General features: G+C 71.8%; 7 protein-coding genes. 4 read left to right on the forward strand and 3 right to left on the reverse strand.

Features of this window, described 5'->3' with window-relative positions; translation table 11 throughout:
- Positions 1 to 3 precede the first annotated feature (3 nt).
- Positions 4 to 1,224, reverse strand: coding sequence for an acetyl-CoA C-acetyltransferase (locus ACZ66Z_RS17280; protein ID WP_469934799.1), 1,221 nt, complete (start codon positions 1,222 to 1,224; stop codon positions 4 to 6).
- 153 nt (positions 1,225 to 1,377) lie between these two features.
- The gene (locus ACZ66Z_RS17285; RefSeq protein WP_469934800.1) at positions 1,378 to 2,373 is read right to left on the reverse strand and encodes an SGNH/GDSL hydrolase family protein; all 996 of its coding nucleotides are present in this window, start codon (positions 2,371 to 2,373) and stop codon (positions 1,378 to 1,380) included.
- 104 nt (positions 2,374 to 2,477) lie between these two features.
- Between ACZ66Z_RS17285 and ACZ66Z_RS17290 the strand changes: the two genes are divergently transcribed.
- From ACZ66Z_RS17290 to ACZ66Z_RS17305, 4 genes are all read left to right on the forward strand, one after another.
- A complete protein-coding gene (locus ACZ66Z_RS17290) occupies positions 2,478 to 3,866 on the forward strand; it encodes a cystathionine beta-synthase (protein ID WP_469934801.1) in 1,389 nt (462 codons plus the stop codon).
- Between the two features lie 764 nt (positions 3,867 to 4,630).
- The gene (locus tag ACZ66Z_RS17295) at positions 4,631 to 8,647 is read left to right on the forward strand and encodes a golvesin C-terminal-like domain-containing protein (RefSeq protein WP_469934802.1); all 4,017 of its coding nucleotides are present in this window, start codon (positions 4,631 to 4,633) and stop codon (positions 8,645 to 8,647) included.
- 12 nt (positions 8,648 to 8,659) lie between these two features.
- A complete protein-coding gene (locus tag ACZ66Z_RS17300) occupies positions 8,660 to 9,130 on the forward strand; it encodes a hypothetical protein (RefSeq protein ID WP_469934803.1) in 471 nt (156 codons plus the stop codon).
- A gap of 11 nt (positions 9,131 to 9,141) precedes the next feature.
- Positions 9,142 to 9,732 carry an SMI1/KNR4 family protein gene (locus ACZ66Z_RS17305; protein WP_469934804.1) on the forward strand — a complete coding sequence of 197 codons (591 nt, stop codon included), beginning with the start codon at positions 9,142 to 9,144 and terminating at the stop codon, positions 9,730 to 9,732.
- Between the two features lie 86 nt (positions 9,733 to 9,818).
- Here ACZ66Z_RS17305 and ACZ66Z_RS17310 read toward each other — a convergent pair whose 3' ends face one another.
- Positions 9,819 to 14,234: a golvesin C-terminal-like domain-containing protein gene (locus ACZ66Z_RS17310; protein WP_469934805.1), complete on the reverse strand. Its 4,416-nt coding sequence runs from the start codon at positions 14,232 to 14,234 to the stop codon at positions 9,819 to 9,821.
- Positions 14,235 to 14,252: the final 18 nt, after the last annotated feature.

Raw genomic sequence — 14,252 nt, forward strand, 5'->3', positions numbered from 1 at the left:
GGCTCAGCTCAGCCGCTCGATGACCATCGCCATGCCCTGGCCGCCGCCGACGCACATGGTCTCCAGGCCGAACTGCTTGTCGTGGAACTGGAGGCTGTTGATCAGGGTGCCGGTGATCCGGGCGCCGGTCATGCCGAAGGGGTGGCCGACGGCGATGGCGCCGCCGTTGACGTTCACCTTGTCCAGATCCAGTCCCAGGTCCCGGTAGGACGGGATGACCTGGGCGGCGAAGGCCTCGTTGATCTCGGCGAGGTCGATGTCGCCGATGGTCAGGCCGGCGCGCCGGAGGGCCTGCTTCGAGGCCTCGACCGGGCCGAGGCCCATGATCTCGGGGGAGAGGCCGGAGACGCCGGTGGAGACGATCCGGGCCAGCGGGGTCAGGCCGAGCTCGCGGGCCTTGGTGTCGGACATGATCACGAGCGCGGCGGCGCCGTCGTTCAGCGGGCAGCAGTTGCCGGCGGTGACCAGGCCGTCGGGGCGGAAGACCGGCTTGAGGCCCTGCACGCCCTCCAGGGTGACGCCCGCGCGCGGGCCGTCGTCCGCGGAGACGACCGTGCCGTCCGGCAGCGTCACCGGGGTGATCTCGCGCTCCCAGAAGCCGTTCTTGATGGCCTGCTCGGCGAGGTTCTGCGACCGTACGCCGAACTCGTCCATCTCCTGGCGGCTGATGCCCTTCCAGCGGGCCAGGTTCTCCGCGGTCTGGCCCATCGCGATGTACGCGTCCGGGACGAGGCCGTCCTCGCGCGGGTCGTGCCAGGTGGAGCCCTCGGACTCCGCGACGGCCTTCGTCCGGGCCTCCGCGTCGGCGAAGAGCGGGTTGTGCGTGTCGGGCAGGGAGTCCGAGTTGCCCTTCACGAAGCGGGACACCATCTCGACGCCGGCCGAGACGAAGACGTCGCCCTCGCCCGCCTTGATCGCGTGCAGCGCCATGCGGGAGGTCTGCAGCGAGGAGGAGCAGTAGCGGGTGACCGTGCAGCCCGGCAGGTGGTCCATGCCCATCTGCACGGCGACGATCCGGCCGAGGTTGTTGCCCTGCTCGCCGCCGGGGAGGCCGCAGCCGAGCATCAGGTCGTCGATGTCGCGCGGGTCCAGCTCCGGCACCTTCGCCAGGGCGGCCTGGACGATGGTCGCGGTGAGGTCGTCCGGCCGCAGGTCCTTGAGGGAGCCCTTGAAGGCCCGGCCGATGGGCGAGCGGGCGGTCGAGACGATCACGGCTTCGGGCATCACGGCTCCATGAGGGTGCGGAGTGAGCGGACTGAAAGGGAAGTTACCCGTACGTACCGCACGGGTCACCGCCTGGACGGTGTGACGCGGACCTCTTTTCTAAGCGAGCGCTCAGTCGCGGGTCCCGCCCCGGTGGGCGCGGCCCGCGACGGGTCACGCCTGGGCGTCTTCCGGGGAGGGTTCCGGGGGGACCGGGAGGCGCCGCCGGCGCCGGTGCTTCAGGAGCGCCCACGGCGCACGCGCCCCCGTGACCTCCGTGCCCGCCTCCCGCACGGCCTCCGCCGCCGCCTTCGCCACCGGCAGCATGTTCTCCCGGCGCGCCGGCTCCAGCCGGTCCGGCTCCGGCCAGACGCCCAGCGCGGCGCAGAGCGTCGGCAGGACGGCCATCGCCGCCGTCGCGTACCCCTCCGCCGAGGGGTGGAAGCTGTCGATCCCGAACATCTCGCGCGGGTTCGCCGCGAACTCGGGGCCGAGGAGGTCGCCGAGCGACACGGTCCGGCCGCCCTGCTCCACGACCACGATCGTCTGCGCCGCCGCCAGCTGGCGCGAGGCCCGCCGGGCCAGCCAGCGCAGGGGCTGGTAGACGGGCTCGATCGTGCCCAGGTCCGGGCAGGTCCCGACCACCACCTCCGCGCCCACCGTCCGCAGCCGGCGCACGGCCGAGGCGAGCAGCCGCACCGACTCCGTGGGCGGCAGCCGGTGCGTGACGTCGTTCGCACCGATCATGATCACGCACACGTCCGGCGGCCCGAGCGGCTGTGCGAGGAGCAGCGACACCTGCCGCTCCAGGTCGTCCGAGCGGGCCCCCGAGAGCGCCACGTTCCGCAGCACCACCGGGCGCTCCGCGACCGCCGCGAGCCCGGAGGCGAGGAGCGCGCCCGGCGTCTGCCCCGCGCGGCGGACGCCCTGGCCCGCCGCCGTGGAATCACCCAGAAGGGCCAGCCGCAGCGGGTCCTCCGTGCCGAAGGCGCGGCCGTATAAGCCGTCCGCCACCGGCGGCAGCGGCGCCGGGGCGCCGTAGACCGTGCGTTTGGCCAGCTGCGCCTCGGCCAGGAGGATCCCCACCGCCGCCACACCGAGCAGCCCGATGCTCCCGCCGCCGTACGCCGCACCCGCGGCGATCCGCCGCGCCACCCTCGCCCTCGACATGGGGGCCGTCACCTCCTTCAAGCCGTTCAGGGTCTAACTGCCCCGTAACCCGCTCCGACTACGCATACGCTGGCCACACCATTACGGAGACCCCGGAGATTACGGTGCAATTCCACGACTCGATGATCAGCCTCGTCGGCAACACCCCGCTGGTGAAGCTCAACAACGTCACAGCGGGCATTCAGGCGACCGTTCTGGCCAAGGTCGAGTACTTCAACCCCGGAGGCTCGGTCAAGGACCGGATCGCCCTGCGCATGATCGAAGCTGCGGAGCAGAGCGGTGAGCTCAAGCCCGGCGGCACGATCGTCGAGCCCACGTCCGGCAACACCGGCGTGGGCCTGGCGATCGTGGCCCAGCAGAAGGGCTACAAGTGCATCTTCGTCTGCCCCGACAAGGTGTCGCTCGACAAGATCAACGTGCTGCGGGCCTACGGCGCCGAGGTCGTGGTCTGCCCCACGGCCGTCGACCCCGAGCACCCCGACTCGTACTACAACGTCTCGGACCGCCTCGTCCGCGAGACGCCGGGCGCCTGGAAGCCCGACCAGTACTCGAACCCCAACAACCCGCGCTCGCACTACGAGACCACCGGTCCCGAGCTCTGGGAGCAGACGGACGGGAGGATCACCCACTTCGTCACGGGCGTCGGCACCGGTGGCACCATCTCCGGCACCGGCAACTACCTCAAGGAGGTCAGCGGCGGGAAGGTGAAGGTCGTCGGCGCGGACCCGGAGGGCTCGGTCTACTCGGGCGGTTCCGGCCGGCCGTACCTGGTCGAGGGCGTCGGTGAGGACTTCTGGCCGACCGCGTACGACCGGACCGTCACGGACCGGATCGTCGCGGTGTCCGACAAGGACTCCTTCCAGATGACCCGCCGCCTCGCCAAGGAGGAGGGCCTCCTCGTCGGCGGCTCCTGCGGCATGGCCGTCGTCGCGGCCCTGGAGGTCGCCAGGGAGCTCGGTCCCGACGACGTGGTCGTCGTGCTGCTGCCGGACTCGGGCCGCGGTTACATGTCGAAGATCTTCAGCGACGAGTGGATGGCCGGCCACGGCTTCCTGGAGGACACCTCCACCGCCACCGTCGCCGACGTCCTGCGCCACAAGGAGGGCGTCATGCCGTCCCTCGTCCACATGCACCCGGACGAGACCGTCGGCCAGGCCATCGAGGTGCTGCGCGAGTACGGCGTCTCCCAGATGCCCATCGTGAAGCCCGGCGCCGGCCACCCCGACGTCATGGCGGCCGAGGTCGTCGGCTCGGTCGTCGAGCGCGAGCTCCTGGACCACCTCTTCACCAAGGAGGCCTCCCTGGAGGACCCGCTGGAGCGGCACATGAGCGCGCCGCTGCCGCAGGTCGGCTCGGGCGAGCCGGTCGCCGACCTGATGTCCGTCCTCGGCGAGTCCGCCGACGCGGCGATCGTGCTGGTCGAGGGCAAGCCGACCGGTGTGGTGAGCCGTCAGGACCTGCTGGCCTTCCTGGCCAACGGCGGCACGAAGTAGCGCGTCGGCAGTTCGCACAACCGGTACGAGGGCGACACGTGCCCGCAGCACCTGCTTAACAAGCGTCCGGCACATTGGTGGTCGTCGGCGTCACGGACTTCCGGAGCGGCTCCCGGGTTTCTGCCAGACGCCGCGGACGCGGAGCACCGGCCCTGACCCGGGCCCGTGTCCCTCGCGGGGACCGCCGTCGTCCCGCCCCCCGGTGACGGGGGTGCGGCGGTCCCCGCGCCACCCCCTCACGACGTCGAGGGGGTGTCTCCGGCCGTCAGGAGGGGTTGACGGCGAGGCCCTGCGCGCTGCTGTTCGCGGCGCCGGGGACGGTGGTGGGGCCGCTCACCGCGTCGCCGTCGGTGGATCCCGGGTCGACGACCGAGGCGGCGCCGGAGACCGTGCAGGGGGCGTCGGCGCCTCGTCGCCCGTGTCGACGGCCGTGATGCGGTGGACGCCCTGCCCGCCGCAGACGAAGTCGCCCTCGTGGGACCTGGTGATGGTCGGCTGGGTCTGCGCGTAGGCGGGGGCCCCACCGCGAACGGCAGGGCGACGCCCAGCCCCGGAAGGGTCGCGCTCTGGTCGAGCGGGCCCGCGGGCACTACTGTCGCAACGCTCCTGATCGTGCCGAGACGTCCCTCCCCGGGACGTGCCGAACTGCGCCCGACGCCCTTGACGGCCACCGCTGTCATGATCATGATCGCGCGTGGCGTGGATGCACGGCCACCGTTTCCGGGGGGAGGCTTCCGCGCCGAAAGAGCCTCTAAGGAGCGCAGTTGAGATTCCTCCGATCGACGCGAGCACCCCTGGCAGCGGTGGCTGCCGGCGCTCTGCTCGCGGGACTGACCCAGGCCGCGGCCTGGGCGCAGCCCGGGCCCGCCGCCCCGCCGACGGCGCCCGTCACCACCGACACCGCCCCCGCGACGGACCGCGTCCCGGCCGCCGACCGGGCCGAAGTCCTCGGCGAGGACTGGCAGAAGTCCACGGACACCGCCTGGACCACCACCGGCGACGCCCAGGGCTTCCACCTGCTGACCGCCACCGAACAGAGCGGCTACGCCTGGAAGACGCTCGCGTCCCTGGCCGAACCCGGCTTCGACGTGGACCAGTGGATCGGCAACGCGTGCGTCACCGGCTCCGGCAAGCGCGCCGTCGTCGTCTACGCCCCCCGCACCTTCACCAACGACCCCCGGCTGATGGCCCGCGGCGGTTTCACCGCCGTCGTGGACCTCACCAGCGGCGCCGTCACCAAGCTGAAGGTCAACGCCTCGCTCTCGTACTACGACCCCGGCTGCGGCGCGGACGAGGAAGTCGTCCTCACCCAGTCCCCGGGCGAGGACAAGAAGCAGACCCGCCTCTTCCGCGTGAACACCGCCACGGGCCAGGTCGCCGAGCCCGTCGTCGTCGACGGCCAGATCACCTCCTCGGTGCCGGCCGGCGCCGGGAGGATCGCCGCCGCCTCCGGGCGCACCCTCGTCGAGATCGACGGCAAGGGCGCCAAGAAGAGGCTCGCGACGACCGGCACCGTCCCGTACCGCATCAGCAAGGACGCCGACGGCGGCTACGTCTTCCTGGAGCGCGACCAGCGCGACAGCCTCCAGGAGAAGGAGACCGCGCTCGTCCGCCGCTGGGCGGGCAGGAAGGTCACCGAGCTCGGCCACGGCTCCCTCGGGAACACGGGTCTCGCCCGGGTCGGCGGACAGGTCTACCTGACCGGCGACGTCACCCCCGAGGCCGGCGCGAGCCTGCCGAAGTCCGTCACCCGGCTGTCCGGCGTCCACAAGGACGCCACGCTGTCCACCAAGGCGCAGGCGGTCGTCCAGCACACCGTCTGGGCCGACAACTTGGGCTCGCCGAAGTACCTCCAGCGGGAGAAGGCCTCCGACGCCCGCCCGGTGAACATCGACACCACGCTGCGCGAGACCGGCAGGAGCGTCGGCTTCACCGTCACGCCGATGGACGTCACCGCCCCGAAGTGGGGGACCTCCCGCACCCCGTCGCCGCTCCTCGGCACCCCCGAGGGCACCGGCACCGACGCGGGCGGCCCGACGACCCAGACCGCCGGCACCCGCGCCCTCACCGCCGCCACGGCCGCCGCCGACACGACCGGCTCCGCCGGTGAGCTCGTCGAGTCGGAGCGCACCTGCTCCGTGCCCCGCAACGACCCGCGCAACCAGGCCATGCAGCCCAAGCCGCGCCAGGTCGAGTGGGCCGTCGACAAGGCCATCACGGGCAAGCTGAACATCGGCGCCTCGCGCCCGGCGAACTGGAAGAACCTCGGGATGCCGGCGTACTCGCCGCAGACCCTCTTCCCGAACCCGGTCCTCGAAGGCGGCGGCCGCGTCCCCGCGCAGGTCCTCCTCGGCATCACCGCCCAGGAGTCGAACATGTGGCAGGCCTCCCGCTCCACGGTGCCCGGTGTCACCGGCAACCCGCTGATCGGGAACTACTACGGCGTCGACTACTACGACGGCAAGCCGGCCAACGACTGGGACGTCAACTGGTCGAAGGCCGACTGCGGCTACGGCGTCACCCAGGTCACCGACCACATGCGCCTCGCCGGCCGCGAGCACGGCAAGGGCGGCACCGCCTGGGACTACCAGCAGCAGCGCGCGGTCGCCCTGGACTACGCGGCCAACGTCGCCGCCGGCATCGGCATCCTCGTCGAGAAGTGGAACACGACCCGGCGCGCCGGACTCCAGGTCCACGACGGCAACCCGGCCAAGCTGGAGAACTGGTTCTTCGCCCTGTGGGCGTACAACTCCGGCTTCTACGAGAACGTCAACGGCAACGACGCCTGGGGCGTGGGCTGGGCCAACAACCCCGCCAACCCCGAGTGGGACGCCGGCCGCCTGCCGTTCATGGAGGACCGCCTCGGCAACGAGGACGCCTCCGCCGCCGCACGCCCGCAGAACTGGCCGTACCCCGAGAAGGTGCTCGGCTTCGCCGCCCACCCGCCGTCGTTCCTGGAGTCCCCGGGCGTCCTGGTCGCCGCCTTCCGCGCCGCCTGGTGGAACGGCACCACCGAGGACGCCACCGTGGTGGGCTCCGCGAAGTACAACCGCGCGCGCGTGAAGCCGCCGGAGGACCTCTTCTGCGGCGTCTACAACTGGTGCGAGCCCTCGAAGATCTCCGACACCGCGAAGAACGAGCCCGGCGCGGGACCCTGCACCCGCGACGACTTCCACTGCTGGTTCCACCTGTCCGTGCAGTGGAAGACCGACTGCTCCTACTCCTGCGGCAACGAGCTCTTCCGCTTCACCTCGCCGGACTACGACGCCGAGCAGGCGGACGGCACCGCGTACCCGCCGAACTGCACCCGCAGCGGCCTGCCCTCCGGCGCGCTGGTCGTCGACGACCTCCCCGGCGGGACCCCGTCGATCCGGCCGGGCTGCGCCAACGGCGACTGGAGCAACTCCGGCACCTTCAAGGCGGACTTCACCGGCGAGCCCGGCATCGCCCACGACGGCACCGCCGCGACGGTCTACCCCGGCAAGATCGACCTGCACCAGCTCGGCGCGGGCTTCGGCGGCCACTTCTACTTCGGCCACACCCGGGACGTCACCGCCAAGGGAGACCGCCTCAACTTCACCGGCACCTGGGCCCTGAACCAGGCCCGCACCGACTGGATGCGCGTCCTGGTCCACCTCCCCGACCACGGCGCCCACACCCAGCAGGCCCGGTACGACATCGACACCGGCGGCGGCTCCTTCGACCGCCACCGGTACGTCAACCAGAAGCGCGGGACCAACGGCTGGACGTCCCTCGGGGCCTTCCGGATGAACGGCGTGCCCCGCGTCCAGCTCACCACGGAGTCCGAGGACGGCACCGGGGACGACGACGTCGCCTTCGACGCCGTCGCCTTCCAGCCGCTGCCGGGCAAGCCCCAGCAGGTCGTGCAGATGGGCGACTCGTACACCTCCGGAGAGGGCGCGGGCTCGTACGCCAAGGAGTCCGACAACGACGTCGACGTCAGCTCCCGCTGGAACGCCTGCCGCCGCAGCGCCAACTCCTGGGTCCGCAAGACCACCCTGCCGGGCCGCTCGGCGTCGGTCGGCACCCTCGCCGACGGCTTCTCCTCCGAGCTGGAGCTCCAGAACGTCTCCTGCTCCGGAGCGCGCTCCTGGCAGATGGAGACGGGCCACGCCGTCGACAAGAACGGCAACGAGGTCTGGGGCACCGACGGCAACTTCCACGAGCGGTTCCAGATCGACTCCGGCGTCCTCAGCGGGGACACCGACCTGGTGACGCTCACGGTCGGCGGCAACGACGCGGGCTTCCCGCAGGTCATGCAGGCGTGCGCGACCCTCGGCTGCCCGGCCGAGGAGGACGTCCACCGGGACATCGACAACGCCATGGCCGGAGTCGAGGACCTGCTGCGGAAGATCCACACCGAGGCGTGGTCGGCGAAGATCGTCCTGCTCGGCTACCCGCAGATCTTCAACGAGAACTCGCTCACCTGCGTGAGCGGCGTCGGCGGCGCCGGCATGATCCGCATCAACGACAACGCCGTCTACATGGAGGGCAAGCAGCGGGCGGTCGTCGACAAGCTCAAGGCGGAGAGCCTGCCGGTCTTCTTCGAGTCCCCCGACGGGGACTTCGCCGGCAAGCGGGCCTGCGACTCCCCCGAGGGCATCAACAAGATCGTGACCGCGGGCAAGGGCCCCGGTGACTTCAAGTGCGAGCTCGGCGGCACCTGGTGCGTCAGCCGGGAGAGCTACCACCCCAACACCACCGGTACGACGGCCTACTCGCAGGCCTTCCGCCGTGCGCTGGACAACCTTCCCAAGTAACCTCGGGACCCAGTGAGAAACGAACGCAGAAGCGGAACCGCACCCTGGGCCAAGGTCCTGGGTGCGGTTCTGCTCGCCCCCGTCCTGGCGCTCGCCGCCTACCTCACCGTCGCCCACTTCCGCCAGGAGGCCCGGGAACGGGACGCCTTCGAGGCCACCCGGGCGGACGCGACGCGGTTCGCCGACGCCCTCGTCGCCACCAAGGGCGCCACCCCCTCCGACCAGGACGTGCGGGACGCCCTCGACGCGTCCCCGGGCCACGGCGCGCTCGTCGCCACCCGGGCCGGACGGCACGGCACCCGGGTCTTCGTCCTCTTCTCCCGCCCGTACGAGCGGGGACCGGCCCTCTTCGGGCCGGCCGACGGCACGGCCACCCGCTGCTTCACCATCGACCTCCAGAAGACCGGCCCGGCACGCCCCCGGGTCACGGCCCACGGCCCCGACGAGTCCTGCGCGGGCGTGGCCGCCTCCACCCCGAACTGACCGGAGTCACCATGTCCGACGCCGACGACGTCCTCCCCGCCTGGTCCAGGATCACCCGCTGGCTGGAGGAGCACGCCCCGGGCGACCGCGCGGCCCTGCGCCCCGGCGCCTCCGAGGCCGACCTCGCCGCCCTGGAGGCCGGACTCGGCTTCCCCCTGGATCCCGCGCTGCGGGCGCTGCTCGCGGCCTGTGACGGCGTGGTGCCCCGCCGGGCGAGCGTCGAGCCGGGGGCGTTCCTCATCGGGTACGGCCTCCTGGACACCGAACAGGTCCTGGAGTGGCAGCGCCACCTCGCCTCCCGGGCCGAGGAGGCCGTCGAGGAGGGGTACGAGGACGAGGTCGGACGGACCTCCCACGCGCGCTGGGTCCCGTTCGCACAGGCGCTCACCGGCGACCTGCTCTTCGTCGACCACCGCGAGGACGGGCACGGGACGGTCGGCGAGCTCTCCTTCGGCGACCCGGACCACCGGCGGCCCTGGACGGGCCTCGGCGCCATGCTCGACGACCTGGCCACCGCGATGGAACGGGGGACCCCGCTGCTCGCCGTGGGCCGGCGGCCCGCGGTGCACGAGGGCCGGATGCTGGAGTGGCCCACGGTCTGACCCCGGCCGCCCGGAAGCGGAACGGCCCGCCCGGTCCTGGGGACCGGGCGGGCCGCGTCGCGTTCGGCCGTCAGACCGTTCGGACGTCAGGCGATGTTGCAGACGGAACTGATGCTGCAGCCCTCGAATCCGGTCTGGACGTAGTACGCGTCGTTGTCGAGGAGTCGTACCTCCGACGTGAACCTGCCGAGGTCGCCCCCGGCGTCCGTGTTCTGCTTGGTCGGGACCGCGGCCCGGCCGCAGATCTCGTTCCAGCTGGGATTCGCGTAGTTGCCGTCGAGCTCCAGCATCCACGAAGTGCCGTTGGGCTGCTTCGCGGCGTACATCTGGACGCAGTACTTGCCCGAGGTGAGCGTCATGCCGCCGCTCTCGCGCGACTTGGCGAACGGGTACTCGTCACAGCTCGTCCCGTCCGCGGCCGGGTTCGGGCGCCACTCGGCGACGGCGAGCATGCACATCTTGTCGCGGTTCGTCTGCGCCTTGGCGTCGTCCGCGAGGCGGTGCAGGGGCTTGTCGTGCTTCTCGCTGCCCGGGTGGCTCGCCAGCTTCTCCATGAGCACCCAGTAGTAGGCGGCGGCCGCCGGGTACTTCCGGGTGTTCATCTGGATGGTCGGGGTGTAGCTCGGGAAGACGCAGCCCGTGTTGCCGCCCACCTCGTTGTCACAGCGGATCTTGAAGGCCTGGTGGCTCCACTTCGGGACGGCCTGGACGGCCGACTGCGGGGTGGACCAGAACGTCTCCCAGGTCAGGTCGAGGACGCTGCGGCCGCCCGTGACCTTGTTCCACGTGAACGTGTTGGTGCGCGTGGCGACGTGCGGGTCGCCCGTCGTCCACGTCGTACTGCCGATCCAGGGGCCGTAACTCTCGGAACAGGCCGTCGTCGTCCAGCACTCCTCGTTGAAGTCGGTCATGGTCGTGGAGGTGATGCCGGTCATGCTGATCAGCGACACCTCGGTCCACGTCTTGAAGACGTTCGACTTGGGATCGAGGTTGATCTCCTGGATCACCTTCATGGTGGCGTTGCCGATCGGCACGCCGTCCTTGGTGGCGGTGAGGGGCATCATGCCCCGCAGGCAGCCCTCGGTCCGGCTGAACATGAAGGAGCCGTTGACGTTCTTGCACCAGCCGGGGGTGGCGGTGGCGGCCGCCGCGGCCGCCGTGGTCGACACCGTCGCCTTCCGCTCGCCCGGCACCGGCCCGTCGAGCGGCTGGAACGAGGCGCACAGGGTGACGCGGTCGACGCCGGTGGAGCAGGAGGGCTCACCGGACGCGGCGTCGAGGGCCGAGGCCATCATCGTCCCCATCGGGCCCGCGTCCTTGGGGTACTGGGTGCCGACGTAGTCGATGTCCGGGGCCAGCGGGTTCGCCTCGGGGAAGGTGACCGCGTTCAGGCCGTCGTAGTCGCCGGGGACGAAGGCGATCGCGTCCCACGCGATGTCCTTGTCGCCGTTCCCGTCGCCGGTGAAGTTCGACAGGCTGACCTGCGGCAGGGTGCTGCCGAACTGGTAGGCGCCCAGGTCGACCCACTTGTTCGAGGCGTTGTCCGCCTGGGAGATCGTCTTGGTGACCGTGCCCCCGACCGTCTCGATCCGGTAGTCGGCGATCTTGGTCTGCGCCCCGTGGTCCGGGATGTGCGCGTAGACCTTGGCCTGCCCGCCGGGGACCGTCCGGTTCAGCTTCCACACGCCGTCGACGTACAGCCGGTGGCCGTAGTCCGGGTCCGGCTTGCGGGTGTGGGCGAACCAGAAGTGGTTGCCGTACGCGGCACCGATCTGATGGGTGTCCATCTTGCCGGGGTAGGTGCCGTCCGCCCAGACGTAGTAGTTCAGCTTGAACGTTCCGTCGGACTTCACCGCCCCGCAACTGCGCGCGTCCGAACCGGCCGGGACCACGCCGTTCGCGACGTCGTCGACGATCAGCGCGCCCGCCGGCAGGCCGCTGGAGCAGCGCGGCGGGTAGGAGTTGGCGTCCGGCTGCTCCGGGTACGTGGTGTTGAACCGGTGGACCTGGTTGCCGCACTGGGCCCCGGAGCCGCAGTTCTTCCAGGACACCGCCTTGTTCCACCAGCAGTGCAGCCAGTGCGGGTTGGTGTCCTTGTTGCCGGAGTCGAGGGTGCAGGCGCCCTTCCCCGGGTCGTTGGAGTCGCCGTCGGCGATCTTGCCTCCGTCGCAGGAGACGGACGCGTCGCAGAACAGGTCGATCGGCGGCTTGGCGCGCGTCCGGTCCCCGCTGGTGGTCCAGTTGGCCGGACGGTAACCGGCCTGCATGTCACCGGGGGCGAACATCGCCGTGATGGGCCGGGCGGCCCAGCCGATGACCTTCTCCTCGTACGGCCAGTCCTGCGGGTGCGCGGCGTGGCTGTAGTCGTCGAGGCCGAGGAGGTTCTCCAGGAAGGGGGTGCGGTTCGCCTTCCACAGCGGGTTCGCCGGGTTGTTGGTCCAGCCCACGCCCCAGTGCCCGGCGGAGTCGGCGGTGTCGTAGAAGCCGGAGTTGTACGCCCACAGGGCGAAGAACCAGCTCTCGATCCACTTGGGGTGGCCGTCGTTGACCTTCATCCCCGCGTTGTACGTCTGGTTCCACTTCTCCGACAGGATCTGCGCGCCCGCCGCGATGTTGGCGGTGTAGTCGAGCGCGATGGCCTCCTGCTGGAGGACCGACTTGGTCGGCTGGTCGTGGCCGGGCAGCCGCATGCCGTCGGTGGCCTGCGTGATGCCGTAACCGCAGTCCGCCTTCGCCCAGTTGATCGCCCACGGGTCGACCTGGGTGCCGCTCGGGCTGAAGTCGACGCCGTAGTAGTTGCCGATCAGGCTGTTGGAGGTGACGCCCGGCACCGCGTACCGGGTGGCCTGCCACATGTTGGACTCCTGGGCGGTGACGCCGAGGAGGATCTGGGCCGGGATGTGCCAGCGGTCGTTGGTGCCGTCCTCCGTGTCGAGCCTCCCGTTGGGGTCACCCGCCAGGACGATCGGCGGGAACAGGCCCTGCGGCTGGTAGCCGCCCGTGCCGGTGTTCTTCCAGTTCGGGCTCCGGTAGAAGTCCAGGCGGCCGACGACCGCCTGGTCCACCGCCCACTCGACCTGGCGCGGGGTCGGCTGGAACGCCTGCTTCCGCACGTCGTTCCGGGGCACCGCGCAGGTGCGCTCGGACGCGTCCTCGCTCGGGTCGTCCGGCGCGGAGGCGGCGGTGAGGCCCGTGGGGGCCGCGGTCTTCCGGGCGGAGGCGGCACCCCGCGGCCGCGGGAGCGCCGGGGACGTCGTACGGCCCTGCTCGGCGGCCTTCGCGCCGCCGATCCGGTCCTGGCCGGGCAGCGCGTCCAGGGTGACGGTCCGCCGGCTGCCCAGGAGCCGCAGGGTGGTCCGCGCGGTGCGCTCGGTCAGCGCCTCCTCGGGCCGGATCCGGCTGTCCTTGCCGTCCGCCCAGGCGGTGGTGACCGCGGCGTGGCCGTGGCTGGAGAGCAGGGCGCCCTTGGCGAGGCCGCCGGGGTTCTTCACCCGGGCCGGCAGCGTGCCCGTACTGGTGGCCTTTCCGGTGACGTAGACCGTGCCGTCGGCGGAGGACGCGAGGTCCCACGCGGCGAGGGCGCCGGAGGCCACCGTGACGGCCCCGGCCCCGGACCGCTGGAGCTGGAGCGGGCCCAGGTGGCGGGCGTAGCTCGTCGTCGTCTTCCCGGAGTCGGTGCTCCTGGCGCGGTCGATGTAGGTGAGACCGCCCGCGGCGTCCACCGTCAGCTGGAAGGGGACCGCCCGGGTGCGGGTGATCTCCCGGAGCCGGCCCTTGGCACCGGCGGCGACCAGCCGGTTGCCGCGGGCGGCGACGACGCCGCTCCTCGTCGGCACGGCCGAGGTGACCTGACCGGGGTACGCGACCGGGGCGCCGGCCCTGCCCGAGACGGCGTCGACGGTGATCAGCCGGGTCCGCTGCGCGGCGTCGCCCTCGTACGAGAGCTGGGTGAACACCGCCTGCTCGCCCGTACCGCAGCCGGGGCTGAAGTACGCCAGGGAGGCCTGGAACGGGAGCTTGGTGACCTTGCCCGTGGTGAGGTCCACGGTCGCCGCGAAGGCTCCGCGGGCCATCAGCTCCGGCTTGTTGGTGAACGTGCGCGGCGCGTACGCCACGGCCGCCCGCTTGCCGGAGGCGGTGAGACAGGCGTTGCCGATCCAGGTGTCGGCCTCGAAGCCCGGCTCGGACAGGGACGCCGCGGTCTTCCAGGCGTACCCGTTCTTCTCGTCGGCGACCAGCAGGTGGAAGCCCGTGCCGTCACCGGAGGTGGTGAAGGCCCGGTCCGTGGACGTCGTGTGGCCCCGGCCGAGGACGGCGGAGCGCTCGGCCGGGGCGACCGCGCGGGGACGGGCCGCGTCCTCGGCGGCCGGAACCGGCTTCTGCGCCGTTCTCGTGGGAGGGGCCGGCTCGGATGCCATCGCGGGCATCGAGAGGGGCACGGCCAGCGCCGTGGCCAGCGCGACCGTGAGCGGCGCCGTGCGCCGCATGGGTATGGACTTCACGCTCATCCTTCGTCGGTG

This window comes from Streptomyces sp. NPDC107498 (assembly GCF_055582805.1).

What these genes read in the sequence shown, in the direction of transcription:
- ACZ66Z_RS17280 (WP_469934799.1), bottom strand. Translation starts at nt 1,224, where the DNA reads ATGCCCGAAGCCGTGATCGTCTCGACCGCCCGCTCGCCCATCGGCCGG.
- ACZ66Z_RS17285 (WP_469934800.1), bottom strand. Translation starts at nt 2,373, where the DNA reads ATGTCGAGGGCGAGGGTGGCGCGGCGGATCGCCGCGGGTGCGGCGTAC.
- ACZ66Z_RS17305 (WP_469934804.1), top strand. Translation starts at nt 9,142, where the DNA reads ATGTCCGACGCCGACGACGTCCTCCCCGCCTGGTCCAGGATCACCCGC.